Here is a 26320-nt window from a genome sequence, read left to right as displayed (position 1 = left end):
CGCCCCGGTGTCTCAACTGATCTGGTCGCCGCAGGTCACGGCCCTACCCGCAGACCAGATCATTTGCGACGGGACAAACCGGCTGACGGTGACCACGGCCCGCCACTCCGGCTCGTAGAACCGCGGCTCCACCCATGCGACGGCGCGGCCATCCGGCCCCCAGTAGTGGCATCGCAGCTCCACCTCATGCCAGCGGCCGCCGGCGCGTACCTCGACTGCGCGGCGTGGCCAGTAGGTGACCGGCTTGCCCTCGAAGCAGTCGAGCATCTCGCGTCCCGCGATCACCGCGTCGCCGTGCTGCGGCTCCGCCTCAGCCGTCGCGCAAACTTTCCCTGTCGGCATAGAGCAGGCTCATGCGGTCGGAGTCCCATACGACCCAGGCCATGCGGATGGTGGGCCGGGGCCAGTCGACGACGACAAGCGCGGTGCGGCAAGTGAAGTCGTAGAAGCCGATATCGCCGGCCGGGGCCTTCGCCTGCCGGGCCAGATGGTCGACCGCGTCGTCAGGCAGCTCGAACCGGCCGCGAGGGAAACGGCCCTTGAACAGCAGGAACTTGAGCATCGCGGTGAAGCCCAACCGGGTCGCCCCGGTCTTGTTCCGCAACAGGGCCAGCTCGCCCGGGTCCAGCGTGAAGTGTTCGACGACGCCGTTCAGCCCCAGATCCCGACCCACGCGGGCGCCCCCTGTGCTCATCCGCCCGCATCGCGCCGGGCCATTGCCGTGCATTCACTCGTTCAGCCCAACGAGTCAGCCTTGCGGTGGATACGGCTGCCCGGTGAGACGGGCCCGCGACAAGGGAACGCCAGGCGCCCGGGCGAGGGCCGTCACTCTCCCCGCCCGGGCGCCTGGAGCGTACGGGCCCCGTCAGGGCCTCGGCAGCGGAAGGCCGGGCAGCTGCGGGTGCCGCAGGTGCTGCCCGCCGTCGTACACGTGCAGGGTGTACGTCTCCGGCCCCGGACGGCCGGCGGCGTCGTAGGCGTCCAGCACGCGCTCGATCCGCTCCCACAGCCGCACCGGGCCTCCCTCGCGCACCTGCCAACCGCCCTCGTACGGGGTGAGGGTGGCGGCGGAGCCGGTGACGACGTCGACCAGATGCACCACCTCGCCCACGGTCGTCATCTGCGCGTTGGGCACCGCGCTCTGGGCAAGGAAACGCAGGTGGAACGCCTCCTCGGTGGCGGCGCTGATCCGCTCCGGGCTGTGTGGCGTCGTACGGGCCCCTCTCGGGCAGGCCCGCGGCCCAGTGAGGCTTAGTGGAAATCAAACGGTGGCGTGCGGCGGCTGTCGGGGTGTGGAGCATTGGCGGATGCGGGGCAGTGGCCTACAGGGCGGGGCATCTGATGAGGCGGATGCGAAGACGCTGGACGCGGCGGGCCACGAAGCCGAAGCCGTAGGTCACACGGTCCTCGAGCAGCTCTGGTCGACTGCGCAGCACAGCGGAGAGCATGAGCTGCGCTTCCAGGCGGGCAAGGGGTGCACCAAGGCAGAAGTGGGAGCCTAGGCCGAAGGCGAGGTGTCTGCCGGCGCGTCGAAGGTCCAGGCGGTGGGGGTCGGCATAGACGGCGGGGTCGCGGTTGGCGGCGTTGAGCATCATGGTGAGGATCGTCCCCTGAGGGACTTGGGTCTCACCCACTCGCGCGTCTGTCAGTGCGGTGCGCGCCGCGATGTGGATGGGTGGTTCGTAGCGCAGCAGCTCTTCCACGGCCATCGCCATGGAGCGGGTGTCAGAGCTGGTGTTCTCGAGGCGGCTGACTTCTTTGGGGTGGGTGAGCAGGGCGTACAGGCCGTTTGCGATCAGCCCCACCGTTGTTTCGTAGCCTGCTGCGATGAGCTGCCCGCAGGTGGCGACGGCCTCGCTCAATGGAACGGGGTCAACTTCCTGCGTGCCGCTGCGGGCCAGGGAGCTGAGGACGCTGGTGCCGGATCCTTCGGGTGGGCGCCGCAGGAGTTGGGTGAAGGTGCGGACGAAGTCGGTGCGGGCCTGGGTGATGCGCGCTCGGGTGGCGGGGTCGGTGGCCTGATGCGGGTCGAGACCGCGCACGAGGAGTTCCGCGATGTCCGCGAAGCGGCCTTCGTACCCGGGAGGCAGGCCCAGTACATCGGAGAGGACCGAGGCGGCCAGCGGCCGGGCGAGGTCGGCGACGACATCTACCTCACGTCGTCGCCAGGCCTGGTTGACGAGTTCGCCGACACGCTGTTCGATCCTGGGCCGAAGCCGGGCGGTGGCTCGAGCGGTGAAGGCGCCGTTGACCCGGCCCCGTTGGCGGTCGTGCTCGGGCGGGTCGGTCAGAAGGAAGGACCGGGCGGGTACGCCGTAGCCGGTGATGTCACGAGCCGTGGCGGCGCCATGTCCAAACCGTGGATCGCGCAGTACTGCGGCGCACTCGGCGTAGCCGAGGAGTACCAAAGCACCCGAGGAAGTGCGGTAGACCGGGCCCTGTTGGCTGCGGAGAAGTTCGGTGAAGTGGTTCGGGTCGGCGCGATAAGCCTCGCTGGAGATGTCGCAGGGCGCTTGCTCCGCGATGCGCTCGGACCAGGAGATCGGGACGGCGGGGCGCGTGTCCTCCATGATGAACGACGGTAAGGGCTGCTGTGCCTGGGGCGGCTGAGCGACGCTCCGCCATGTTTTGGCATTCGAGGGCATTTTCTGGGCCTCGTGGTTTTTCGGAATGTCGTGCTCGGTGTGCTGCGCGGCCGATGGTTCGCTAGCACAATGGCTGACTCCACAGCGGTTGAAGGCTGCCGCCCGAGGGCGGGCTGTGGATGGGCCGAGAGGCAGGCAGGACTGTCGGTTAGGCGCCGGTGGGGCGCGGCACTCACGGTGTGTCTGGGGCTTTTCCTCCTCGGACTGGATCTGACCGTGTTGAACGTGGCCGTCCCGGGCCTGCGGGATGACCTGAACGCGACCATGCGCGAAACCCAATGGATCGTGGACGCCTACGCGCTGGCCCTGGGCGGACTGGTGCTGACCAGCGGAGGGCTCACGGACCGTATGGGGCGCCGGCGTGCGTTCGTCGCGGGCCTGGTGGCCTGTGCTCTGACCTCGGCTGCCGGCGGCCTTGTGCAGTCTCCGGGGCAAGTCATCGCCGCACGCGCTGGCATGGGGGCTGGTGCTGCTCTGCTGATGCCGGCCACGTTGTGCATCATTACTGACCTGTTTCCCGAGCCCGCGCGGCGCGGAAGGGCGATCGCTCTATGGGCCGCAGTCGGAGGATTGGGGGGCGCCTGTGGCCCCGTCGTCGGCGGCTGGCTGGTAGAGCAGACGTCCTGGCGTGCTGCCTTCTGGGTCAACATCCCCATCGCCGCCCTCGCCATCGCCCTGACGCTGGCGCTCGTGCCTGCGCACCAGAGCCGCCCTCACTCTCGTACCCGCTTCGACGTGCCGGGCGCCCTTCTTTCGGCGGGCGGGCTGCTGGTCCTGGTGTGGGCCATCATCGAAAGCCCTGCTCGTGGATGGACTAATCCGCTCACGCTCGTTGCGTACGCGACGGCAGGGTTGCTGTTGTCGGGTTTCGTCATCGTGGAACACCGCAGCAGTTCCCCGGTTCTGTCTCTCGCACTGGTGGCTCCGGCGAGGGTCAGCACGGCGGCCCTCACGCTGGCCATGATGTCGTTCGCACTGTTTGGTGCGCTCTTCGTGGTCACCCTGTATTTGCAGGGGGTCTTGGGCTACACGCCGTGGCAGGCGGGGCTGCGGGTGCTGCCGCTCCCGGCCGGACTCATGGCGGGCGCGGCGCTGTCGCTGGGGATCACAGCCCGTTGGGGTGAGAAGACGAGTGTGCTGCTCGGGCTGGTTTCCGTGGCGGCCGCGTTTGGCCTTCTGGCGCAAACGCCCGCCGGTTCGGGGTACGGGCGTCTGCTGGTGTTCCTCGTCCTGGCGGGTGCGGGCGCGGGGCTGACCGCTGCGGCATCAACCGCGTGCGTCATGAACGCCGTCCCGTCTTCGAGGGCGGGGCTGGGCTCGTCGGTCAATGACGCCACCCGTCAGGTCGGTGCCGCTCTCGGAGTCGCCGTACAAGGCTCGCTTCTCTCCAGCGTGTACACGCATCAGCTCGAGGGCACCCTCACGCGCGCCCACGCGTCCGCTCCGCTCCAGGCATCGACTGCTGCGGACAACGTGCTGTCTGCCGCGGCAATCGCCCATCGGCTGCCTCCCGGAGCACGTGAGCGGCTACGCGCGGCGGCCGAGGACGCGTTCGTCCACGGGATGTCCCACGCCGCACTGGCCGCAGCCGCCGTAGTGCTTGCCGCAGCCCTCATTACCGCGCGCTGGCTACCGGGCCGGGCAGCGACGGATGCCCAGCCAGGTGGTCCGCCATTGCGGTGATTCTGACCAGCTACGGGTGTCCCACGCCGCAGAGTGCCAACAGCGCCGATATCAAAGGGGTTGCCCCATCATCCTCACGGTCGACGGAAGGCTACCTTGACCGCCTCGGAAACACCCTTCACCGAAGAAGCACTGAAGACGATCGTCGTCGAACAGTTCGAGATCCCCGCCGACCGATTGACTGAGGACGCCACTCTTGAAGCTCTAGGCCTTGATTCCCTGGGACTCCTGGAACTCTTGGTGGCCATCGAATCCCAGACACACAAGGAGATCTCCAGCCTGGAGCTACCGATCTCCCCAGGGACGCCTTACAGCGAGGCCGCACGGGTCGTGACCCAGGCCGTGGCGCAGGCGCCCGTCGTCGGCTCCGGGGACCTGGTCACCGAGTGAACCGGCCCGCACAGATCGCCATCACCGGCATCGGTATGGTCACCGCGGCAGGGGTGGGCGTCCCTGATACCTGGCAGCGACTGTGCGAAGGCACGCCGACTGCGGCGCCCGACCCCGACCTCGCAGGCCTGCCCGTTCCCTTCGCCTGCCGTGTCCCTGCCGCACCGGTCAAGGCGGCCGCACCCGGGCTGGCATGGCGAGCCGACCCATTCATCAGATTCGCAGTGGCAGCCGCCCGAGAAGCCGTCGCCGACGCCGACCTGGACCAGGACGACTGGGACGCACCCCGTGTCGCGGTCGTCATCGGCGTGGGCGGCACAACCCACGATCAGACACCGACCGCGTGCGCTGCCCTGGCCGAGGGCCGCTTCCAGGCCATCCCGCCCACTCTCGTCCCACGTAGCGTACCCAACATGGCCGCCGGATACGTCGGCATGATGCTGGGCGCCCAGGGCCCCACCCTGTGCACCAGCACAGCATGCGCCTCGGGAGCGACCGCCATCGGCACCGCAGCCTTGCTTCTGCGCGCAGGCATGTGCGACATCGCCATCGCCGGCGGGAGCGAAAGCGCCAGCCCGGTCACCTCGGCCGCCTTTTGGCGCATGGGAGCACTGTCCACCCGTACCCGCGATCCGGCCGGCGCGTCCCGGCCCTTCGATTCCAACCGCGACGGATTCGTTCTCGGCGAGGGAGCAGGCATGCTCATCCTCGAACGGGTCTCCCACGCCCGCGCCCGCCGGGTCCGCCCCTACGCGCTGCTGACCGGATACGGGGCAAGCGGCGATGCCTATCACGCCACCTCGCCACACCCCCAGGGCACTGGCGCACAGCGCGCGGTGAATGCTGCCCTCGCCGACGCCGATCTGTGTCCCCAGGACATCGACCATGTCAACGCGCACGCTACGTCGACCCCCCTCAACGACCGCACGGAAGCCCACGCGCTGCATGGCGTCTTCGGCACGCCGCCGCCGGTCACTGCCACCAAGAGCATTCTGGGCCATTCCCTGGGCGCAGCTGGAGCCATCGAAGCCGCCGTCAGCGCTCTCACCCTGAGACACCAGCTGATCCATCCCACCGCCAACCTCGACCAGCTCGACGACGACATCGACCTGGATGTCGTGACCAAGACGCCCCGATCCAAACGCGTTCAAGCGGTGGCCACCACGTCATTCGGCTTCGGGGGGCAGAACGCCGCCCTGATCCTCCAGGGTTGCTGAACCAGCCGCCCGGCCGCAAGGAGCTGTGATGTCTCTCCCCACGCCACGCCCCCACGTCCGGGGCCAGATCGACGTCCGCACCGAACTCGAGCCCTATGTTGCGCGTCATCTCGACAGGCACCTGGCCACGGCCCGCGAATGGTTTCCTCACACCTACATCCCCTGGTCCGAGGCCCGCGACTTCGACGGCCCGCTGAATGGATCCCCCTGGCGGCCCGACGACTGCCCCCTTCCGGACGCGGTACGCGATGCGTTGGTCATCATCCTCCTTACCGAAGACAACCTGCCCAGCTACCATCACGACGTCCAAAGCCGCGTTGGACGCGAGGGAGCCTGGATCGCCTGGCTGCACCGGTGGACGGCCGAGGAAGCCCGCCACGCTGATGCCCTTCGCGCCTATCTGCACGCACGCCGGGCCGTCGACCCTGTCCGTCTGGAACGCGACCGCATGCAGCACGTGTCGGCCGGCCATCGAAGCGAGCAACCCACCCTCCCTCACGGGCTTGCCTACGTAACCGTGCAGGAGATGGCCACCCGACAGGCTCACCGCAACACCGGCCGAGCCTGCGGTGATCCACTCGGCGAACAGCTCATGAGCCGCATCGCCACCGACGAGAACCTGCACATGCTCTTCTACCGCGACCTGTGCGCCGACGGCCTCGACCTCACCCCCGACCTCTTCACCCAAGCCTTCGCCGACGTCATCTGCGACTTCACCATGCCCGGACACGGCATCCCAGGCTTTCATACCCGTGTCACCCGCATGGCCGCCGCCGGCATCTACGACCCCGCCACGCATCGCGACCAGGTCCTGCATCCCCTGCTGCGTTCACTCCGCCTGATGGACCGCACGGGCCTTGGCCCGGAAGGAGAGCAAGCTCTCGACCGCATCGGTCGGCATCTCGAACAACTCAACACGCAGGTAGAACGTTTTCGGCAGCGCAGCAACTCATTCAGGACTCAACCGCTCACCTGATGCGATGAAGGAGCGGGGCCTCCCGCTCCGGCCGGGTGCGGACGATGCTCGGTCCAGGAGAAGAAGTAACCGTCCACAGGCAGGAGGCCCCTGATGGCCGTGAGCAAGCCTACGGCGGGCCCCAAGTCGTGGGTATGGACCTGCATGCCCGTCGCTCGGTGCTGCTGCGCATGACCCCGGAGGGGCAGCGGCTGGGCCGGGTACGGATCGACAACAGTCCCGCCGCGCTGAAGGCAGAGGTGGCCAAGGCAGGCCCGCACCCGAAGGTGGTGCTGGAGGCCACCTACGGCTGGTACTGGGCCGCCGACGCCCTGGCGGAGGCCGGGGCCGAGGTCCTTCTCGCGCATCCGCTCGGAGTGAAGATGTTCACCTACCGGCGGGTTAAGACCGACGACAAGGACGCCACGGCGAGATCGCCCGGCGTATCGCCGCGACGGCCAAAGCCCAAGGCCAGAGGCAGATCGCCCCTGACACGACCCGCATCCGCCTCTGGATCGACGGCGAGAAGCCCCGCCCGCCAGTCCCCGCCCTGCTCGCGGATGTCCTCTCCGAAGCGGTCGGCCAGCCACTCACTCCCGGTGATCTCGGGTGGGTGGCCACGGGGCCGGTGCTGGATAGCATCCAGCTCCCGCTGCTGACCGAGGCAGCCGCCCAGGCACTGGCCGGATGGACACAGATGGACCTGTTCATGAACCGCCGCGACACCCTCAAACTCGCCCTCGGCGCCCCGCTGATCCTCGCCGCCGAACGGATGCTCGGCGGCACCGCCCGCGCCCTGAACAACGCTCGCAAGGGGTTCGACGCCGACACCGTGACCGCACTGGAGGAGGTGACCGCCTTCTTCACCACGGCCGACGTCTCCAAGGGCGGCGGCCTGTACCGCTCGGCAATCGTCGCCCAGCTCGCCGAGGTCGCCAGCCGCATCCAGGACGGCGTCCCGGGGAGCCTGAAGACTCGGGTCTTCTCGGCGACCGCCGACCTGGCGGCGCCGGCCGGGTGGGTCAGCCATGACAGCGGCCGGTACCCCAAGCACAGCGGTACTGGAGCTACGGCACGTATGCCGCAGGCGAGGCCGGGCAGCGCGACCGCGGGGTGGAGATCGTCACCCGCATGTCGCACCAGATGATCTACCTCGGGCACCCCCAGGACGCTCTCGGTCTCCTCGGTGTCGCCGCCGCGAAGGCGAAGATGCCCGCAACGAGTGCGTTGGTCGCCTCCCAGACCGGCCGGGTGCACGCGGCTCTCGGTGACGCGCATCAGGCCGAGACGCACCTCAATGCCGCCGATGAACTCCTAGCGGACGGGCTCGGTGACGACGTCCCCGAGTGGGTGAGTTACTTCGATGCCGCCGAGCACGCCGGCGCCCGCGCGGTCTCCGCCCGCGACCTCGCCTGGCTCAACGGTCCGAGCCAGGCGGCCAGCGTGCACTTCGAAGACGCGCTCAAGCTCCGCAAGCCCGGGTTCGACCGTGTGAAGGTCATGGACCGCATCGGCCTGGCCGCCGCCCTGTTCGACGAGGAAGACCCCGAGCGGGGCGCCGAAGCGGCCCACCAGGCGCTCGACGACGCCGCCCGCGTCGACTCCACCCTCGTGGCCTCCCGTCTCGGCACCCTGCTGGACGCCGCACGCCCGTACGGAACCGCCGCGGTCGACGACGTCCGTACGAGGGCGCGGGACCTTGCCGCCGCCCGGCCGACCACGATCGCCGCCTGAGAGACCATCGAGCACATGGGCAAGCACTCCCGTCCCGGACCGCCGAACCAACCATCCCGCGCCGTCCCGCGCGTCGACGGCGACGATCTCCTCGCCGCGTTGCGCCCGCCGATGGACGTCTACCGCAAGCACCGGCCACTGCACGGCGGCGGCAGCCACGTACAGCCCGACGAGGCACGGGCCCTCCTCGCGTGGAACGGCTTCACCTACGAACCGGCCGGCACCGCCCCCAACCTCGCGGCGGCACAGAAATGGGTGAACGAGACCTCGTCCGACGTCTCGTAAGTTACCGGACGGTCACTCTGCCCCTGGGCGCCTGGCCCACGGCGCGGATGTTGCCTGCGCGGTAGGACTGAAACATCGGGTCGTGGTCGGAACCGAGCTTGGCGTGGTGCACGTAGTGGCTGTTGCGGTAAGGCTCGAAGCCCTCGCCGAGCAGGCCTGTCAGGATGTAGCCGATGGCCCGGTTGCCGCGGCGGGTGGCCATGAGCTTGGAATGCACGCACTCGTGCCCGAGGTTGGACAGGTGGCGCTGGCGCACCCCGATGTAGCAGACGGCGAGCAGGGGGCCGACGACGTGACCGATGAGGTGGCCGGTGATCGCCGCGGCGGCGATCGCGACGAGGTCCCATGCGACGTCCCACAGGCCGATGGTCGGGCGTCCGCAGAGCTTCTCCAGGTCGGCGATGAGCTGCTGCCCGAGGGCCTTGCGGACGGGGCCGGGGGCTCCGGTTCCGTTGCAGGTCCTGCTGGCGGCGGGGCTGCCCATCAGGTCCTCCAGTCGGATGCGGTGCGGGTGGGGACGTGCCCGGCTCCGACGCGCCCGCGGTCGGACAGTGCACTGGCGACCTGCCGTGGGCGGGCGCGCCGGAGCCGGACGAGGGGTGGTTCAGCCGCAGGTCAGGCGGCGACGGCGGCGCTGTCGGGGCGCATCGCGGCCTTCAGCGCGGGGGCGTCAGGGCGCATCCCGAGCTTCAGCTCCGGGGCGTCCGGGCGCATGCCCGACTTCAGCGCGGGGACGTCCGGGCGCATCCCGGCCTTCAGCTCGGAGGCGTCCGGGCGCATGCCGGCCTTCAGGCCGGTGTCCGGGGTCATTCCGGCGGTAGCGGTCATCGAGTTCTCCCTCTTCGGTCGCGGGTGATCCGCGAATCCGTGTGATCGGGCTGTGGAACTGCCGGGCCGCGGGTCCGGTGAGGTGCTGAACCATCGGCTCCGCACGCCATTGGCGCAGGCGCACGCCGGTGGAGAAGGTCGCGCCGGAGCACGTCTTGTCCATCTGCGGATGAGCGTTACGTGGCGCGATCGCGCTGGGCGCTTGGCCAGTCACGCTAGGGCTGCGCCGAAGAGGGCCGCAACGGTTCTGGGCGTTGCGCCGGTTGCACGGGACCGTTGCGTGCCCGTTGCGCGCACATACCGCTTGAGGTGCGAAGACGCCGAAGTCCGGTCCTGAATGGGCGGCAGATCTGGGCCGTTGGACTCGGCGGCGCCGGTGGAAGGGCTTCTGCTGCTCGCGTCGGCGCGGCTAGTTTGAGGCTCCGCCGAGAAGCCACGCACGAGATCGCCGTGGGCCCGGCCTCCCCCCAACTGCCGTCGGAGACCCCGATCTTGAGGAGCACCCGTGCTCAACCCCGTCGTCATGAAGTCGGACCTGCTGTTCAGCCTGCGGAACACGCTCCGCTCAGAGACCTTCGTCGAGGTGGCCACTCCGACGCTGCGGAGGGCCGACCTCGGCCCGGGGCGCCGTCTCCCGGTGGACCATGACGGCGGGCGGTTCCTGCGGGCGATGATCGGCCCGGCCCTGCGGGTGAACATGGAGCACCACCAGCGGGTCTTCGAGATCGGCCCGTGCTTCCGGCCCGATAAGGCGGACGAGCTCCATGCGCCCGAGTTCCAGATGCTCGACCTCTACGCCGCCGACGAGGACTTCGAGTTCCTCATGGCGCTCGCCGAGAAGCTGATCGGCCCGCACATCCCGTACACCCCCAGCGGGTCTCCGTCGCCGGCCACATCCGCGACCAGTTCGGCATCGACCTGCGCCGTGAACCCCTCGGTGACCTGGCCGCACAGATGGCCGCGCACCTGGGCATAGGCGCGGACGTGCCGTTCAAGACGGTGCTCGGGCAGTTCGTGGAGCGCGAGCTGGAGGCCCAGAGCACCGGCGCCGCGCTGTTCCTCACCGAGTACCCGGTCGGCGGGGACGAGCCGTGCGCCCGCCTCGCGCCCGGCGCGGCCGCCATCCTCAACCGCTTCGAGCTCTTGGTCGACGGCATCGAGGTCGTCCACGGCTACGAGGACGAGCCCGACCGGACCGCGTTCGTCGAACGGGCCCGCGCGGTGGACCTGTACGACGACGAGCAGGCCCTGGCCTGAGAGGCGATCGACGCCGGGCGCGTGCCGGCCGGCAGCGTCGGACTCGGTATCGGCATCGAGCGGCTGTGCATGGCGGCCTCCGGCGTCAAGGACATCACCGTCTTCCAGCAGTCACCCCAGTTCTGATCACCGAGATCACCGACCGGAAAGGAGCCGCGATGTCCCTGCCGCTGCGCCCGCTCGATGAGCGCGGCTTCGGTGACGTCGTCGACTGCAACCTCGCGACCCAGGCGGAAGACCTCGCACCCCAGCTGGCGCGAGCCCTTCAACAGCACCGGCTGCTGATCGTGCCACGTCAGCACCTGACCCACGCCGATCTCCTGACCGTCGCCTCCTGCTTCGGAACGGTGGACACCAGCGTCGACCGCCGCTACGCCGTCGGCGGCTTTCCCGGCCTGACCGTCATCAGTAACATCGTCGAGGACGGCGAGCACGTCGGCATCTACGACGGCGACAACGAGGAGGAATGGCACGCCGACAACAGCTTCAAGCCCGAACTCACCTCGGCGACGATGCTGTACTCGGTCATCACCCCCGCACAGGGCGGCGAGACCCGCTTCGCCGACTCGACCCGCGCCTACGCCGGCCTCACCACGGCGATGCAGCAGCGGATCGAGGGATGCGCGCCGTGCACTCCATTGAACAGCTCGGCGTCCTGCAGAGCCAGGCCAGCGGCGGCCAGTCGTCGATCGCGGCCGGGAGCCGGGCCGACCGCCCGGAGGTCGAGCACCCGATCATCCTGACCCACCCGGTCACCGGCGCCCGGTCGCTACTCTATGTCCGCACCTCCGTCGCCAACCACCTCAGCGACATCGCCGCCAGCCAGCCCGACCTCGTGCTGACCACCCTTCAGCGGTGGAAGCAATCGGGCCGACTCACAGACGAGCACTTCGCCTTCATCGCCCGGGGCGCCCTGCGCAACCGGCTGAAGGAGGGCTGGCCGCCCGCCTACGCCATCCTCGGCTACGCCCACGACGCGCCCATCGCGCTCACCCCCCTCACCCTGGAGCGCACCGAACTACGCGACGGCGACACCCTGAACTTCTCCGCCGCACTCACCGCCACCACCACCGCACCAGTCCACGTGATGATCGTGATCGCCACCACGGGGCAGAACGGCCAGCCGCGGGAGAAGGTCTCCTTCCTGCGCCGCGCCACAGCCGAAGCCGACCAGGAACTGCGGCTCGCCAAGGCCCACCCGCTGCGCTCGACCGCACGGTGGAAGGTCTCACCGGGCTCCTACTCCCTCGCCCTCCAGGTCAACGGCCGCCGCTTCCCCTCCGTCGCCTTCACTGTCCTCAACACCTGACACCCTCCCGCCCGTCCTGTTCTGAACACCCGCCAGCACGGCCGCCGCGGACTTCCGCCGCGGCCCGGTCCGTGCTGTCCGCAACCCCCTGAAGGAGTGAACCGCCCTGATCGAACGAGTTTGAGTCGCGACCGCCCAGAGCCCGCCCGCCCAGCCCCTGGCATTAGAACTCCCGTTCACCAAATGCCCTCCGATCGGGCCGTGACGGGACCAGGTCCAGTGCGTTTTTAGAGCATCAGTGCCACACCTACGCCCAGACGGAGGACACGCCATGCACCCCACCCGTGCCCCCTTGCAGCAGCTTCCCGGAATCGAACGGCGGCCGCCCGGCGTGATCACGCACAGCGTTGACAGCAAGCTCAGCTCAGCACGTCCGGATACGGGGTGGGCGGCATGAGTGAGCCCACCGATACATCAGCCGACAGTGTTCCGGGACCGCGCACCACCCCCGCAGCGTCCCCCTCCGCGCCGTCCGCCGGACCGTCCGCACCCTCGCCGGCGGCCACTTCGCCCGCGCCCGCTCCCGAGCCGCAGATGCGGTACGTCGACCTGACCGGCAGCCGCGAGGCAGCCGGCCGCTCAATTCGGATGCGCGACATGGCCCGCCGCCTGCCGCAACTGGTACGCCGTTCGCTGGCTCTCGCCTGGCGCGTCGACCGACGAGCGACCGTCGGCCTCCTGCTGTGCCAGACCGTCACCGGCGTGACGCAGGCCCTCGGCCTGGTCGCCATCGCCGGCACCCTGACCGCCCTGCTGCGCAGCGGAGACGTCTACCACCGGCTCCTTCAGGCGTGGCCCTCCGTCGCCCTTCTCGCCGGTGCCGCCGGTGTGCGGGCGCTCCTCGGAATTACCGTCAACTGGCTGTCCTCCCGACTGGGCCCGCTGATGTCACGCGAGGCCGAGCAGATGCTGCTGACCGGCTGTGCCGAGGTCGAGCTGTGCGCGTACGACGACCCCGACTTCAACCGCGACCGGGAAGCCGCCGACCGCGGCGCCCAGGTCACCGGCGACCTGATCAACGAGGGCCAGGACCTGATCGCGTCGGGCGCCAGCTTCCTCGCCGGGGCGATCGTGCTGACCGGCGTGCACTGGGTCCTTCTCCCGCTCCTCGTCGCAGCCAGCCTGCCGCAGGCCCTGGCCCAGGTGAGCGCTGCACGCGTCCGGTACCTGGCGAACCTCCGCAGCAACGGCGACAACCGGATGCTGTCGGTGCTGCGCTGGCACATCTACACCAAGGACGCCGCCGACCAGATCCGCGCAGGCACCATGGCCGACTTCCTGTCCAGCCGGTACCGGCACACGGTCGCCCGGATCAACCACGAGGACCGGGCCGCGGCCGACAAGGGCGCCCGGATGTCCCTCGTCGGCGCGCTGTGCGGAGGGCTGGGGTCGGCGGTGGTGTGGGCGGCGGTCGCGTGGCTGCTCGCGACCGGCCGTATCACCGTCGGGCATGCCGGGACGGCCGTCTTCGCCCTGCAGACGGTAGGCATGTCGGTCCGCGGTCTGGTGGCCGTCGGTGCGCGCGCCGTGCGGACCGGGCTGTACATGGACGATTGGAGCGGCTTCCTGGACAAGGCTGGCGGTTTCCGCATGCGCCGGGGCCCGCACCGCCCTGAGCCGCCGGAGACGATCGAGGTCAAGTCGGTCACCCACCGGTATGCCGGCAAGGACCGCGACGCACTGTCCGACGTCTCCCTGACCTTACGTCGGGGCGAGGTCACGGCGCTGGTGGGCTTCAACGGCTCGGGCAAGTCGACGCTGTCGAAGCTGGTCAGCGGCCTCTACCTGCCCACAGGCGGGCAGGTGCTGTGGGACGGCGTCCCCACCGGCGACTGCGACCCGCAGGCCCTGTGGCGGCAGGTCGCGCTCGTGCCGCAGAACTACGCCCACTGGCCACTGACCGTGCGCGAGAACGTGACCCAGGGACAGCCCACGGCGCGTGGCGACGCGGCGGTCCGCGAGGCGTGCGAGGCGGCCGACGCCGACGAAGTCGTCGACAAGCTCGGCGCCGGCCTGGACACCCTCCTGGCCCGCGAGTGGCTCAACGGGGAGGAGCTCAGCGGCGGCCAGTGGCAGCGCATCGCCCTGGCGAGGGCGTTCTTCCGCCAGGGCGGTCTGCTGGTCCTCGATGAGCCGACGGCGAACCTGGATCCCCGCGCCGAGTACCGCATCTTCCAGCGGCTGCGAACCCTCGCCCGGGACCGGGCCGTGCTGCTGGTGACCCACCGCATCACCAATGTCGCCATCGCCGACCGCATCGTGGTCCTCGACGACGGCAAGATCGTCCAGGAGGGCACCTACGCCCAGCTCTCCCAACAGCCGGGCCTTTTTCAGCAGTTGCTGTCCTACCAGATCACGTCCGAGCGCGTCGGCTCGAAGCGCGAGACCCTCGCATGAGCGGCCCCGGCGCCACCTCCGTACGCCCCGCCGAAGCGGCCGCACCCACGGCCGCAGACGACCCCGCCCTACAAATGCCGTCCCGAGGTGATGACGTGCCGCTCACCCGTTTCCACATCCGCGCGACCGCCGAGGCGTACCTGGCCCGGCATCCGCACGAGCGGGATGCCCTAGCCGGGCTGTTGTCCCTCCTGGACGGAGCCGACGCACCGGCCAGCCGTGCCACGCCCCCCGGTCACGTCACCTGCAGCGCGGTGGTCATCGACCAAAACCAACGCGTTCTGCACATCGGCCACAAGGTCACGGGGCTGCTCCTCGCTCCGGGCGGCCGTGTCGAGGACGACCGGACGCTGCTGGCCGCGGCGCTGCGGGAAGTGTGCGAGGAGACCGGCATCCAGCCGGGCGACCTGTGCCTGAGCCCGCAGTTCCTCGGCGCTCCGATCGACATCGACGTCCACGACATCGACGTCCACGACATCGACGCCAACCCCGCCAAGGGCGAAGGCTCCCACCAGCACTTCGACTTCCGCTTCGTCTTCTACCTCGTGCCCGAGCAGCACCCCCGGCTCACATTGCAGGACGAGGAGGTTGCCGGCGCCCGGTGGCTCGAGTTCGCCGACGTCAGGTCCCCGACCTTGCGTGCCAAGCTCCTGGACGCCCGCAACCAGGGCCTCGAGGGGCAGCCAGAGCCCGTCAACGCCTCCGCTCTGATCCACGACGGCCACGGCAGATACCTGCTTCACCTGCGGGACCATCGTGAAGGCATCTGGGCCCCTGGCACGTTCGCTCTCCTCGGCGGCGGCCGTACGGTGGAGGACGTCAACCTGGAGGCGACCTTGCGGCGGGAGCTCGCCGAAGAGGTCCCCGGCCTGGAGGTGAATGGCCTGACGCCTTATGCCCTGGAGGAGGCGTCGAGCGTCGACGGCTTCGCGGTGCCGATCCAGGTCTTCGTGGGCCGCTGGAACGGTGATCCGGAGACGGTGGAGTTGCAAGAGGGCGTGCTGCTGCGGTGGTTCACCCCGGACACGCTGGAGCAGTTGCACCTGAGCCCCGGTCTCGGTGACCTGATCCGCCGGCACGCGGCAGAGCATCCCCCCGCCAGCAAGCCGCCGGCCACGGCCCGGCTGCTGCGCGACGAGGCGCCGGAGGGGACCGAGCTCCACATCGTGGGTGTCCACCTCTACCTGGAGGACAACCACGGCCGGATCCTCCTCGGCCTGCGCCACCCCGACTCTGCATACGCGGGCAACACGTGGCACTTCCTGGCCGGGCACTGCGAGCGGGAAGAAGCGATCAGATGCCTGATCCGGGAGGCTCAGGAGGAAGCGGGGCTGATCATCGAGCCGGGCGACGTCGAGCTCGTGCACCTTGTCCACCTCGTGGACTCGCCGTCCGCCCGCCCGCGTATCGGCCTCGTCTTCCGGGCCCGCACCTGGTCCGGCACCCCGGCCGTCCTGGAGCCCGACCGGTGCGTGGAGTGGCGGTGGTGGAACCCGAAGGATCTCCCGGCCGCCGTCGTGCCCTACACCCGCCAGGCGATCGACGGAGTGCTCGCGGGGCGCTTGTACTCGCACATGGGGTGGGACGGACGATGACGGCCCTGGACGCGAGCCCAGCCACGGCCGGCCGGACACCAGGGCAAGCAGGACGGCCGGCCGACAGCAACCCACCTTCGGGTGCCGAAGTGAATCCAGTCGACGCGCGGGCAGCGATGGTCGCCGAGCTGGAGAAGAAGGACGGGCTTTGGCCTGGGCCGGTGCGCGACGCTCTGCTCGCGCTGCCCCGCGAGGTGCTGATGCCACAGGCGTACGTGCGGCGCAGCGCCCCGGGCGAGGAGCCTCCGCAATGGGACCTGCTGGGCTGGTCGGCGCCGCAGGACCGTCCCGAGTTGCTCGGGTTGCTGTATGGCGGGGCCAGTGTGCTCGTCCAGCACGACGGGGAACCGCTGCTGGGCAGAGCGCGCGGGACGCGGTCGGGGGCGTCGATCACGTCGATGTCGACGGTGATGGGCCTGACCGCCTCGCTGCTGGAGGAGCTGGATCTGCATCCGGGTCAGCGGGTGTTGGACGTCGGGACGGGCGCAGGGGTGACCACCGCGGTGGCCTGCCAGGTCTGCGGCGACCAGGAGGTGGTCACCCTCGACCGGGACCGACACCTCACCGACGCGGCCCGGGTCCGGCTTGCCGACCTGGACTTCCGACCGGAGGTGGTGTGCGGGTCCGGCGAACAGGGTCTACCGGGACGGAAGTTCGACCGCGTTTTCGTGTCGTACGCGGTGGGGCGTGTGCCGGCGGCGCTCGTCGAGCAGCTCGCCCCCGGCGGCAAACTGCTGGCGCACGTGACCAGCGCGTCACCGTCCTGGCCCGCCCTCGCCGTCGTGGAGCGCACCGCCGACGGTCAGATCACCGGAGAGCTGCGGGCGGTGGAGTTCGCCCACCGAGCCGGGCACGGCATGGAACGGATCTGGCTCAGCGAGGACTTCCGGCAACGCATCGCCACCGAGCCTGGCACCTGGACGCAGCGGAGCATGCTGGCGCCGCCCGCGGACACCGACCGGGGCCTGTGGCTGGCCGCAGACCACCTCCTCGGCGGGCTGGTGCGCGACTTCGGCGCCGAGCACCTGTCCATCGGCGCGCCCGCCTGCGGATCCTGGCTACGGGTGGAGCCGGTGGGGCGCTCTCGTCGGAACGTCACCACCCACGGTCCGCGCGACATCTGGAAGGAACTCCAGGACCTGGCCGTCCGGTGGCAGGCAGCCGGCAGCCCTAGCCGCTACCGCCTCCTCTTCGAGCCGGACGGTGGCCAGCGGGCCGTATCCGCGTGCGGCCGTCTGTCCTGGCGCCTTCCCACCCGCCGTGCGCTCGACGAGGGAGCATCCGCGTGACCTATCCCGACGATCCCTCCCCGAGCCTGCATGCGGGCCAGGAAGCACTATTCGCGGCGGCCGCCGCCGAGTACGACCGCTACCGGCCGGGTGTGCCCGCCGAAGCTGCCCAGCTGCTGGCCGACACTGTCCGGGACCTTCCCGATCCAACACTGCTGGACCTGGGTACCGGCACCGGACAAGTCCCCCGGGCACTGCTGAAAGCTCTCCCCACTCTCGCGTACATCGAAGGCGTCTGCACGGCGCCGTCCTTGCCCCGGATCGGCAAAGGGCGGTCTTCCACCGGATCGGCGCGCTGGCCCGGCGCATCCACCAGTCCTCTCCCGCACGGCCCACGCCTGCCGGCAGTGGCCCGGCCGTTGCCAAGGCCGACCGGCACCTGGCCGGAGCGCGGCCCCATCTGAACCCGGGCGATGAGGAGTTCGTCCGCAAGCTCGTCCGGCGGGCCGAGTATCTGCAGCCGCTGGAATGGGTGGAAACCCACGGGGACTTCCAGTTGCGCAACATCCTCTACACCCCCGACGCCGCAGATGAGGCGGACGATCCCGACGTCTTCGTGGCGGTGATCGACCTCGAGCGCAGTGAGCCGGGACCGGCCGTACGGGATCTGGTCCGCCTGTCCGACGCCTGGGTCGGTCGCCCCGACCTCTTCGAGGCGTTTCTGGCCGGGTACGGCAGGTCCCTGACCGCCGCCGAGGAGGCCCGGCTGGTCATCGACGCAGCTCTCGATTCCGTGAGCGGGATCGCGTACGGGGCCGCCCACGGTGATTCCGAACTGGTCGAACGCGGCCACCGCACGCTGGCCCGGCTGCGGACCAAGCACGACGCGACCCTCTCGTCGAAGGAGCAACCCGGTGCACACTGATCCCACCTCCCCGCACGGCGAACGGCGCGCCGCTGAAAAATTCCTGGTACGCGCGGCTGCGCCACAGGACGCCGCCGCCATCATCCAGCTGCGCTCCGAGTACATCCTGTCGACGCCGCTGAGCGCTCAGTGGATCCGGCGGTGCGCGGACGAGCTGGCCGTCCGTCTGATGCCGGACGGCGACGCGCGCGCGTTCGTCATCGACTCCCCCACCGGTGGGCCGGTCGCCTGTGCTCTCGGGCTGATCCACCCGGTTCTTACTGCGCCGTCCTACCCGCACGGGCTGGCCGCTCGCGTGCAGATGGTCGCCACCCATCCCCAGTACCGTCGCTGCGGCTACGCGCGGGCCGTTGTCGGCACGCTCGTTGACCACCTGGCCGACGAACACATCACCCTATTCGAGCTGCACACCAGCGCGGAGGCTGCGCCGCTGTACCGGGAGCTCGGCTTCAGTGGCAGCCCGGCACTGATGCGGATGACCCGGCACAGCAAATGCGCCGTCGCAGCGCACAACGCGCAGCCGGAGGAGACGTGGGTGCCGCCGGAGCAGTACGCCCAGTCACTGCCCAAGGCGGTCGCGTTCGTGTGCCTGTACGTCACCGACGAGGAAGACCGGCCCCTGCAACTGCACTCCGTCTACTCCCCCTCCCATCCCTGGCACATGATCGGCGGCGCGATGGATCTGGGCGAGCGGCCCTGGGATGCGGCCGTGCGCGAGTGCCGGGAGGAGACCGGCATGAGCGTCAAGGGTCCGCCCCGGCTGCTGGCCACCGTGTACGGGCAGCCCCGGGCACAGCGCCCCTACAGCACCCTTCAGCTCGTCTTCGACGGCGGGCGTCTCACCGCCGAACAGATCCGCGCCATCACGCTCGACGCACGCGAGCACGACGAGGCCCGTGTCCTGCCCCTTCAGCAGTGGCAGCCGCTGATGCCGAAAGGCGACTTCGCGCGACTCCGCGCGGTGGAGGAAGCCCGCCGTACCGGCGTGGCCGCATACGTCGACACCTGGGGGAACGCATGAACAGCGACGGCATTGTGTTGATGTCCGATTCGAGGGTCGCGGCGATCCCCGTGCAGGACCTTGGCGAGGCTTTGGTCGACGTCCGCGCACACGGCCTGACGGTCGACGACCGCAAACGCGACGCCACCGGGGCCTGGGCCCACGTCCGGCACGGAGTCCTCAGCCGGCTGCTCCACGCCCAGTCACTGCTGCCCGACGGGCTGCGGTTGCTGTTCATCGAGGGGTACCGGCCCCCGGCGCTGCAGCGGCAGTACTTCGAGGAGTACTCGAAGGAGCTCTCCCGCGCCAACCCGGACTGGCCGCCAGCAGAGCTTCGTCAGGCCGCCAGCCGCTTCGTTTCGCCTCCGGAGATCGCGCCGCACTCCGCCGGCGCGGCCGTGGACGTGACGCTGACCGACCAACAGGGCCGCGAGCTGGACATGGGCACGCGCGTCAACGCCTCCCCGGAGGAGTCCGACGGCGCCTTCTACACCGACGCACCCGGCCTCAGCGACCGGGCCCGCACGAACCGGGCCACGCTGGGTCGCGCGCTGTCCGCCGCAGGCTTGATCAACTACGGCACGGAGTGGTGGCACTGGTCGGTCGGAGACCGGCACTGGGCGCTGCAGACCAAGCAGCCGACCGCCCTCTACGGCCTCATCGAACTGCCCTGACACCGCACCACCACCCCGCCTTTCACGAACGAGGAGTGATCCGTGGGATACACCCGGACTGACTGGTCCGAGCATTACACCGAGGGGCGAGGCTTCCGGCGGCTCGGGGACGAGGAGAAGCGCCTGCTCGTCGAGCACGCGCCGGCACCCGTGGACAGCCGCGCGCTCGACGTCGGCTGCGGCCTGGGTTGTTTCAGCAGCGGTTCGGGGTGGGGGTGCCGATCTCGTCGCCGGTGGCCGGGTCCCACCGCCGTAGGTGGTCGTCCTCGTGCACGCTGAACAACACGGTGCGGTCGTCGACGTCCTCGAGCGCGCACACGCCCATGGTCCAGTTGCTCTCGCGAAAATAGTCGACGCCGCGACGTCCGTCTGCGCCGGGGAATGTCGAGCCAGGCGCGCACGAGGTCGCCGGATGCCAGGTCCCACAACCGGATCGACGCGTCATGGGCGCCGCTGGCAACTGAACCGCCCCGGGTTCGATAGAGATCTCAGATTATGGTTGTGACCTGCGGTTTCGTGGATTCCATGTAGTGGTTGGCTTCGTATTCGACGGGCGGAACGTGCCCTATCTCACCGTGGAGTCGGCGGTGGTTGTACCAGTCGACCCACTCTGCGGTGGCCAACTCGGCCTGGGTGAGCGACTTCCAGGGCCGTCGGGGCTTGATCAGCTCGGTCTTGTACAGGCCGATCGTGCTCTCCATCAGGGCATTGTCGTAGGCGTCGCCGACCGATCCGATCGAGGCGGCGATGCCGGCGGCGTCCAGATGCTCTGCGAGCCGGAAACTCGTATATTGCGACCCGGCATCCGAGTGGTGGATCAACTCGCCTGGCTGGACTGGGTGTTGGTCGCGGTCACGTTGCCACACGGCCATCTCAAGGGCGTCCAGGACGAAGACCGTTTCCTTCACGGTGGCCGCGGACCAGCCGACGATCCGGCGGGAGAACGTGTCCACGACGAAGGCGGCGTAGACGACACCGGCCCAGGTCTTCACGTGGGTGAAGTCCGCGACCCAGCAGCGGTTCGGGGCGGCAGCGACGAAGTCGCGGTCCGGCAGGTCCGGCGCCCGTTCGGCCTGCCCGCCGGGCAGCGTGGTGATCACGCGTTTACCACGGACCGCCCCAGCGATGCCGAGTTCGCGCATCAGGCGTTCGACGGTGCAGCGGGCCACGCGGCGGCCCTGCCGGTTCAGCTCACGCCAGATCTTCCTCGCCCCGTAGACGTGGTAGTTGGCCTCGAAGACCTCGCTGATCTGTTCCTTCAGTTCGACATCGCGCACGGTCCTGGCCGACGGCGTGCTCCGACGTCTGTGGTGGGCGTAGTAGGTGGAAGGGGCGATCTTGCAGTCGTGCTCGGTGAGCGTCCTGCAGATCGGCTCGACGCCGCCGAAGCGGTCCCGGTGCTCGTCGATGAACGCTACGAGCGTGTGTGTGGCCGGTCGAGCTCGGCCGCGAAGAAACTCGCCGCGGCCTTCAGGATCTCGTTGGCCCGCTTCAGTTCGGCGTTCTCCTTCTTCAACGCCTTGAGCTGGGCGGACTCCTCCGTCGTCGTCCCCGGACGTGTCCCCGCATCGATCTCGTGCTGCTTCACCCAGTTCCGCAGCGTCTCGCGGGAGCCGATGCCGAGCTTCTCGGCCACCGCCTGCAGGGTGGCCGTCTCGTTCGGGTAGTCGTCGCCTACCTCGGCGACCATGCGCACCGCGCGACGGCGGAGCTCAAGCGGGTAACGGGAAGGTCGTGCCATGACTCGATCCTTTCATGAAATCGAGTCTCCATTCGAACCGGGGCGGTTCAGGGGCCATCCCAGCGGGTGCGGGGAGCAGCACCTACCGCTCGTGAGCTGCCGCGGGTCGTCGGGACCATCCCCGCGCGTGCGGGGAGCAGGCAGCGTACCGCTCCCTGACCTGGCGAGTGTTGGGATCTCGTCGAGCAGGCGAGCGGGGACTGCAGGCGGTGACGGTTGCGGCATGCAGTGCACGTGTCTGCTCGTCGATGCGCGGGGGGCAGGTCGCCATAATGGGGGTATGGCAGCCAGTCCTCTCCCCCACGCATCCGCGGCAGACGGCCTTCCCGACGCGTTCGCGCAGGACCTTGCGCTGTACCGGGAGAAGTTCCGGGGGCGCCTGCCGGCAGCGCTGGAGGAGCTGCGCGGGCCGGCCGAGGGGATCGTGACGTTGCCCCTGCACGTGGCCTGGTCTGGGATGACGTCGTACGACCTGGGCAAGCCCCGTCAGCGGATGGGCCTGTACCGCGCGGTGCTGCACGAGGGCCTACGCGAGGACCTGACCGCCTACCTCAACCGCGAGTTGCTCCTGCAGCTGTGGCCCGTCCTGCGCACTCTGGTCGGACGAACCGTGCGCACCGTCTGGGAGGAAGCCTTTCCTCAGCTCGCTGCGCGGGCTCGGGCAGCCGCGTGACGGAGGGCATGCCGGAGCTGCACACCCGGCTCCTGGCGGATGTGATCGCGATCGGTGCGCCGTATCCGCTGGTACTGACCGGCGGATACGCAGTCAGGGCGCACCGGCTGGTGGAGCGGCCCAGTCAGGATCTTGATGTCGCCACCGAGAACCCTGCCCCGATGGCGGACATCGCCGCATACCTTCGTGCAGGCCTGGAAGCGCGAGGTTGGCAGGTGCAGTCGTTGGAGACCGCGCCGTTGTCGGCCCGCTTCACCGTCTCCGACCCGGTCACCGGGCAGGACTGCGAGGTCGACATCCTCAAGGAGATCTTCTCGCGCCCCATCGTCCAGAGCCCCCACGGTCCCCTCCTCGCGGAGGAAGACGTCATCGGGACCAAGGTCCGTGCGCTCGGGGACCGCGGTGCACCCCGCGACCTGATCGACGTCTTCGCCGCATCGCAACGCTGGACCACAGCCGATCTCGAGGAGTTCGGCCGCCGCCACGCCCGGGGCCGCTTCGAACAGGAGGACCTGCAGGCGAACCTCGCAGGGGCCGAGTGGACCGACGACGAAGCCTTCACCGCCTACGGAATCGACGAAACCACCATCAGCGCCCTGCGCGCCTGGGCCGTAGCCTGGTCCGACGACCTCGCGGCCCGCCTCCACGAACAGCCCGACGACGCTCACGACGACTGACCACAGCAAGGCACAAGCCAGCTACGGCAGCAGCGCCGGCGGACGGCCGTCAGCCAAGTAACACGGTCAGCAACACGCAACACCGGCCATCGGTCCTGCGAGGACGTCGGCCAGCCGGGGGAACGGATCTACAAGGTGGGGCGGAATTACTGGTGTCCCGGTCCGGAGATCCCCGCGCAGCGTGGAGCAGTCGCCCTTGGCGCCGTAGCCGTAGACCAGGCCGGGACCATCCCAGCGCGTGCGGGGAGCAGACCGGGCCCTCCGCACCCTGGTTCTGGGTGATGGGACCATCCCCGCGCGTGCGGGGAGCAGCACGACACCTCGGACTCCACCCGCGCAGACGCGCTCGCCGAACGCTCACGGCACAGGCTCCCGGGCGCGGTGAGGGTACGGCGGAGGGCCTCGGGGTGGTGGCCTTGAGGCGGACGTCGCAGGTGACGGTGACCTTCCTGCGGCTGCCGGGATTGGACTGTCCCGGTTTGACGTGCGACAGCGATCGGGGGTCGGTCACCGTGGCTCCCGGAGCTCACGCGCTTTCGCCTCAACACCGCCCGGCTCGGCGCGCGTCGCCGACGGCTTCTTTTCACTGGAACCCCGGCCCGCGACGTGCTGTGGCGGCTGGACCACAGGGACCCGATCTGCCGATGTGTCGACGGGATCGATCCCTGCATTCGGGCCATCCAGGCGTGTGCCTGATTCTCTTGCGATCACGCTCAGGTGTCTCAGCGCCTCGGTGGCAAGTTGAGGAAGCATCACAATCGTGTGAGTCCAATCGCCGGTTCTCAGCAGCCTTCGCACAATGTGCCGAGCCGTCGCCTCGGCGGGAGGGCTGCCATCGCCGGACGCACGCGCGAGTGCCAGACAGGTCCGGACGATCCTGTCATCGGCCCGGCAGTCCGTGGACAAGGCCACTGAGACACCCGCGAGGTGCGTGGCTGCTGCGCAGAGCGCCGCCGCTCGCTGGTCTGGTGTCCGTGCCGCCTCGGCATGGTGCCGGAGGGCCACGGTGTCGCCGGTCACGGCTGAGACTGGTGGGCGCGGACGGTTTCGAACCGCCGACATCCGCCTTGTAAGTTCGATCCCGCGCCTGCGTGGCTGCGGTCCAACCTGTGCGCGGGTGCCATTGCCGGGCGCTGCCGTATGCCGCCGTCCGGGCTCGTTGATGTCAGCGTTGGATGTCAGCGGAACGCTGCGGCTGCTGGGTGACGGCCCGGCCAAGCAGCTGACGGCCCCGAGACGGCCCCAGCACAGCATCAAGCCCCCATCGATGGAGAACCCGTTGGTGGGGGGGGGCTTGATCAGTGCGTGATACCTCTGTCTACCGCACGTCTACGTAGTCGCCGGCAGTCTTGACCGTCGCGGTCGTGCTGGTGCCGGAGAAGTAGTAGCGCCAGTAGCCGTCGCTGGCAGCTGTCGCGGTGGTCTTTAGGTTGCCGGTGCTGTTGGTGTACACGGTCTTGACCGTCGTGTAGGTGTCTGTTCCCGCTTTGCGGAACTGCAGCTTGACCGGCTGATTGGTGTAGCCACGGTAGTCGTGGGTCTCCCAGTTGGCGCGGGTCAGTTTGCCGGTGACGGTGATGGTCTTGCCCTTGGCGACCGGCTCCGGCGAAGCGTTGACGCTGAGCTTCGAATAGCGCTGGATGTTCGTGTACTTGTAGGCGTCCAAGGAGATGCCGCCGTTGCCCTTGTCGAAGGCGTCGACGCCGACCCTCCACTGCCCGGCCCAAGAGTTCTTCTGCAGGTCGCGGGGGTCGAGGGTGAAGGGGACGACGCAGGTCTTCGTCGCGGCGTCGACGGCTGTGCACGTAGGACGGCCGAACGGCACCGTCATGTCCGTGTCTTCTTCCTTGGGGCCGCCGTGCCACACGAACACGCGGGCCGTTTCGATGCCGTCCGGATCGGTGGCGGTCACCGAAGCCGAGAAGGTGACCTTGTTGGAGATGCCGACCACGATGGGCTTGCCACCGTTGACCGTGACGCTGGTGATCGTTGTGTCGCCGCCCCACGACTCGTCGGCCTGAGCCGTTGGAGCGCTTGCGACGGCGAGTGCCAGGGCGCCGGACAGAGCGGCACCTATGGCGATTGAGCGCATGTAGTCCCCAGGAAAATCAGGCCTGCTGGTCGAGCCCCCGCCGCAGGCACCACGATAGATGGAGGAAGAGTACTGCGTTCACGCCAACTTGGCTGATTGTTCACCTGCACGTCAGTCGTCACACCCAGCGCGACCAACATCGCGGAGGACCGGACCACCTGCACGACGCCCCGGGGCACACCGCGGACCGCAAGCTCACAGGGGCCAAGCCTCCACGGAGGCAGGTCCCGAGACACACTCATGCCTCCCACCCGCGCCGTACGCGCACGTGGAAGGCATGAGCGCGAAGACTACTTCTTCTTGACCTGGGTCTTGCCGGGGATCTTGGCGAGCTGGGTTTTTGCAGCTCAGGAGTAGTGTCCTAGGGCGTCTGGTGGTCGTCATTGGTCGCCCTAGCCTCCGCGTTTCACTTGCGGTGGCGTCCGGATCTTGATCGGAAACGCGAAAGTGCCTCCTGAGCTGGGATGATGAGGCTTGTCTAGGGCTTCTATCACCACAGCAAGAAGGCACTTTCTGCGTGCACACTACCGGGTCGCGTCCCAAGCTCGTCGTCTCCGCCGACGGCCGCGGGGTGGTCAGCCATGCCGGATCCCGCCTGCTGGCCGATCTCGCCGATGTCACCGGCCTGACCAGCGCGTTCACGGATGCGCTGCGCAGGCTTCGACCGCGTGGCACCGGGCACGACCCCGGCCGGATCGCGGTCGATCTGGCAGTGATGCTCGCCGACGGCGGCGAGGCGATAGCGGACCTGGCCCTGCTGCGGGACCAGACGGAGGTCTTCGGCCCGGTCGCCTCCACCCCGACCGCCTGGCGCCTGCTGGCCGGCATCGACCCGGCTGCTCTCGCCCGCCTGCGCTCGGCGAGAGCAGCCGCCCGGGAGGTCGCCTGGCTGCAGGCCGCCGAGACCACCGGCGGCATACCCGCGGCCCGCGCCGGTGGCCGCGACCTGCCGGGCCTGGTCCTGGACCTCGATGCCACCCTCGTCACCTGCCACTCGGACAAGGAGCAGGCGGC

30 protein-coding genes and 1 pseudogene are annotated in these 26320 nt (G+C 69.4%); 22 read left to right on the top strand and 9 right to left on the bottom strand.

The window, feature by feature from the left end:
* Positions 1 to 12: 12 nt before the first annotated feature.
* The 4 genes and pseudogenes from AB0D27_RS33960 to AB0D27_RS33945 form a co-directional block, all read right to left on the bottom strand.
* On the bottom strand, positions 13 to 285 hold the full coding sequence (locus AB0D27_RS33960; RefSeq protein WP_362516322.1) for a hypothetical protein: 273 nt from the start codon (positions 283 to 285) through the stop codon (positions 13 to 15).
* Positions 286 to 310: 25 nt separating this feature from the next.
* Positions 311 to 673: a DUF4158 domain-containing protein gene (locus AB0D27_RS33955; RefSeq protein WP_362516320.1), complete on the bottom strand. Its 363-nt coding sequence runs from the start codon at positions 671 to 673 to the stop codon at positions 311 to 313.
* Between the two features lie 192 nt (positions 674 to 865).
* A pseudogene (locus tag AB0D27_RS33950) lies at positions 866 to 1247 on the bottom strand (SAM-dependent methyltransferase); the annotation flags it as partial.
* A 75-nt stretch (positions 1248 to 1322) separates the two neighbouring features.
* Entirely contained in the window at positions 1323 to 2570 is a 1248-nt protein-coding gene (locus AB0D27_RS33945; protein WP_362516318.1) for a cytochrome P450, read from the bottom strand.
* 144 nt (positions 2571 to 2714) lie between these two features.
* Between AB0D27_RS33945 and AB0D27_RS33940 the strand changes: the two genes are divergently transcribed.
* The 8 genes from AB0D27_RS33940 to AB0D27_RS33905 all read left to right on the top strand — a co-directional run bounded on the left by AB0D27_RS33940 (position 2715) and on the right by AB0D27_RS33905 (position 8909).
* Positions 2715 to 4328 (top strand): MFS transporter, encoded by a 1614-nt coding sequence (locus tag AB0D27_RS33940; RefSeq protein ID WP_362516316.1) that lies wholly within the window; start codon positions 2715 to 2717, stop codon positions 4326 to 4328.
* Positions 4329 to 4424: 96 nt separating this feature from the next.
* The gene (locus tag AB0D27_RS33935) at positions 4425 to 4718 is read left to right on the top strand and encodes a phosphopantetheine-binding protein (RefSeq protein WP_362516314.1); all 294 of its coding nucleotides are present in this window, start codon (positions 4425 to 4427) and stop codon (positions 4716 to 4718) included.
* Positions 4715 to 5935 (top strand): beta-ketoacyl-[acyl-carrier-protein] synthase family protein, encoded by a 1221-nt coding sequence (locus AB0D27_RS33930; protein ID WP_362516312.1) that lies wholly within the window; start codon positions 4715 to 4717, stop codon positions 5933 to 5935. Before AB0D27_RS33935 ends, AB0D27_RS33930 begins: the two co-directional genes overlap by 4 nt.
* A 28-nt stretch (positions 5936 to 5963) precedes the next feature.
* On the top strand, positions 5964 to 6911 hold the full coding sequence (locus tag AB0D27_RS33925; RefSeq protein ID WP_362516311.1) for an acyl-ACP desaturase: 948 nt from the start codon (positions 5964 to 5966) through the stop codon (positions 6909 to 6911).
* Positions 6912 to 7045: 134 nt separating this feature from the next.
* A complete protein-coding gene (locus AB0D27_RS33920) occupies positions 7046 to 7549 on the top strand; it encodes a transposase (protein WP_362516309.1) in 504 nt (167 codons plus the stop codon).
* A complete protein-coding gene (locus AB0D27_RS33915) occupies positions 7519 to 8037 on the top strand; it encodes a hypothetical protein (RefSeq protein ID WP_362516307.1) in 519 nt (172 codons plus the stop codon). The genes AB0D27_RS33920 and AB0D27_RS33915 overlap by 31 nt, the downstream gene beginning before the upstream one ends.
* Positions 8022 to 8624: a hypothetical protein gene (locus tag AB0D27_RS33910; RefSeq protein WP_362516305.1), complete on the top strand. Its 603-nt coding sequence runs from the start codon at positions 8022 to 8024 to the stop codon at positions 8622 to 8624. Before AB0D27_RS33915 ends, AB0D27_RS33910 begins: the two co-directional genes overlap by 16 nt.
* 15 nt (positions 8625 to 8639) lie before the next feature.
* Positions 8640 to 8909, top strand: coding sequence for a DUF6087 family protein (locus AB0D27_RS33905; RefSeq protein WP_362516303.1), 270 nt, complete (start codon positions 8640 to 8642; stop codon positions 8907 to 8909).
* A 1-nt stretch (position 8910) separates the two neighbouring features.
* On the opposite strand, the gene AB0D27_RS33900 is transcribed toward AB0D27_RS33905, so the two are convergent.
* Both AB0D27_RS33900 and AB0D27_RS33895 read right to left on the bottom strand, forming a co-directional pair.
* A complete protein-coding gene (locus AB0D27_RS33900) occupies positions 8911 to 9393 on the bottom strand; it encodes a fatty acid desaturase (RefSeq protein WP_362516302.1) in 483 nt (160 codons plus the stop codon).
* 131 nt (positions 9394 to 9524) lie between these two features.
* Positions 9525 to 9737 (bottom strand): hypothetical protein, encoded by a 213-nt coding sequence (locus AB0D27_RS33895; RefSeq protein WP_362516300.1) that lies wholly within the window; start codon positions 9735 to 9737, stop codon positions 9525 to 9527.
* Positions 9738 to 10242: 505 nt separating this feature from the next.
* On the opposite strand from AB0D27_RS33895, the gene AB0D27_RS33890 reads away from it, so the two are divergent.
* From AB0D27_RS33890 to AB0D27_RS33840, 11 genes are all read left to right on the top strand, one after another.
* Positions 10243 to 10713, top strand: a complete 471-nt coding sequence (locus AB0D27_RS33890) for an amino acid--tRNA ligase-related protein (RefSeq protein ID WP_362516298.1) — start codon at positions 10243 to 10245, stop codon at positions 10711 to 10713.
* Positions 10692 to 10994, top strand: a complete 303-nt coding sequence (locus tag AB0D27_RS33885) for a hypothetical protein (RefSeq protein ID WP_362516296.1) — start codon at positions 10692 to 10694, stop codon at positions 10992 to 10994. The genes AB0D27_RS33890 and AB0D27_RS33885 overlap by 22 nt, the downstream gene beginning before the upstream one ends.
* 158 nt (positions 10995 to 11152) lie before the next feature.
* Positions 11153 to 11737 carry a TauD/TfdA family dioxygenase gene (locus tag AB0D27_RS33880; RefSeq protein WP_362516294.1) on the top strand — a complete coding sequence of 195 codons (585 nt, stop codon included), beginning with the start codon at positions 11153 to 11155 and terminating at the stop codon, positions 11735 to 11737.
* A complete protein-coding gene (locus tag AB0D27_RS33875; RefSeq protein ID WP_362516293.1) occupies positions 11623 to 12303 on the top strand; it encodes a hypothetical protein in 681 nt (226 codons plus the stop codon). Before AB0D27_RS33880 ends, AB0D27_RS33875 begins: the two co-directional genes overlap by 115 nt.
* 534 nt (positions 12304 to 12837) lie before the next feature.
* Entirely contained in the window at positions 12838 to 14700 is a 1863-nt protein-coding gene (locus AB0D27_RS33870; RefSeq protein ID WP_362516349.1) for an ABC transporter ATP-binding protein, read from the top strand.
* A gap of 95 nt (positions 14701 to 14795) precedes the next feature.
* Positions 14796 to 16295, top strand: coding sequence for an NUDIX domain-containing protein (locus AB0D27_RS33865; RefSeq protein WP_362516291.1), 1500 nt, complete (start codon positions 14796 to 14798; stop codon positions 16293 to 16295).
* 89 nt (positions 16296 to 16384) lie between these two features.
* Positions 16385 to 17584 (top strand): methyltransferase domain-containing protein, encoded by a 1200-nt coding sequence (locus AB0D27_RS33860; protein ID WP_362516289.1) that lies wholly within the window; start codon positions 16385 to 16387, stop codon positions 17582 to 17584.
* Positions 17581 to 17988: a hypothetical protein gene (locus AB0D27_RS33855; protein WP_362516352.1), complete on the top strand. Its 408-nt coding sequence runs from the start codon at positions 17581 to 17583 to the stop codon at positions 17986 to 17988. Before AB0D27_RS33860 ends, AB0D27_RS33855 begins: the two co-directional genes overlap by 4 nt.
* Entirely contained in the window at positions 17871 to 18449 is a 579-nt protein-coding gene (locus AB0D27_RS33850; protein WP_362516347.1) for an aminoglycoside phosphotransferase family protein, read from the top strand. The genes AB0D27_RS33855 and AB0D27_RS33850 overlap by 118 nt, the downstream gene beginning before the upstream one ends.
* Entirely contained in the window at positions 18439 to 19470 is a 1032-nt protein-coding gene (locus AB0D27_RS33845; protein ID WP_362516287.1) for a GNAT family N-acetyltransferase, read from the top strand. Before AB0D27_RS33850 ends, AB0D27_RS33845 begins: the two co-directional genes overlap by 11 nt.
* A 20-nt stretch (positions 19471 to 19490) precedes the next feature.
* On the top strand, positions 19491 to 20123 hold the full coding sequence (locus AB0D27_RS33840) for a M15 family metallopeptidase (protein ID WP_362516286.1): 633 nt from the start codon (positions 19491 to 19493) through the stop codon (positions 20121 to 20123).
* Between the two features lie 193 nt (positions 20124 to 20316).
* Here AB0D27_RS33840 and AB0D27_RS33835 read toward each other — a convergent pair whose 3' ends face one another.
* Positions 20317 to 20448, bottom strand: a complete 132-nt coding sequence (locus tag AB0D27_RS33835; protein ID WP_362516284.1) for a hypothetical protein — start codon at positions 20446 to 20448, stop codon at positions 20317 to 20319.
* A 163-nt stretch (positions 20449 to 20611) separates the two neighbouring features.
* A protein-coding gene (locus AB0D27_RS33830; RefSeq protein ID WP_362516282.1) for an IS3 family transposase occupies positions 20612 to 21864 on the bottom strand; the annotation gives its coding sequence in 2 pieces (ribosomal slippage) (positions 20612 to 21582 and positions 21582 to 21864; 1254 coding nt in all).
* A 280-nt stretch (positions 21865 to 22144) separates the two neighbouring features.
* Between AB0D27_RS33830 and AB0D27_RS33825 the strand changes: the two genes are divergently transcribed.
* A complete protein-coding gene (locus tag AB0D27_RS33825; RefSeq protein WP_362516281.1) occupies positions 22145 to 22537 on the top strand; it encodes a hypothetical protein in 393 nt (130 codons plus the stop codon).
* A gap of 8 nt (positions 22538 to 22545) precedes the next feature.
* A complete protein-coding gene (locus tag AB0D27_RS33820) occupies positions 22546 to 23214 on the top strand; it encodes a nucleotidyl transferase AbiEii/AbiGii toxin family protein (protein WP_362516279.1) in 669 nt (222 codons plus the stop codon).
* A 1318-nt stretch (positions 23215 to 24532) separates the two neighbouring features.
* On the opposite strand, the gene AB0D27_RS33815 is transcribed toward AB0D27_RS33820, so the two are convergent.
* The gene (locus AB0D27_RS33815) at positions 24533 to 25306 is read right to left on the bottom strand and encodes a calcium-binding protein (protein ID WP_362516277.1); all 774 of its coding nucleotides are present in this window, start codon (positions 25304 to 25306) and stop codon (positions 24533 to 24535) included.
* A 454-nt stretch (positions 25307 to 25760) separates the two neighbouring features.
* On the opposite strand from AB0D27_RS33815, the gene AB0D27_RS33810 reads away from it, so the two are divergent.
* On the top strand, positions 25761 to 26320 hold a 560-nt coding region (locus tag AB0D27_RS33810), incomplete at its 3' end, for a transposase (RefSeq protein ID WP_362516345.1).

The sequence above is a fragment of the Streptomyces sp. NPDC048415 genome (assembly GCF_040651675.1).
Taxonomy (GTDB): Bacteria; Actinomycetota; Actinomycetes; order Streptomycetales; family Streptomycetaceae; genus Streptomyces.
This window is presented reverse-complemented; position numbering and strand designations above follow the sequence as displayed.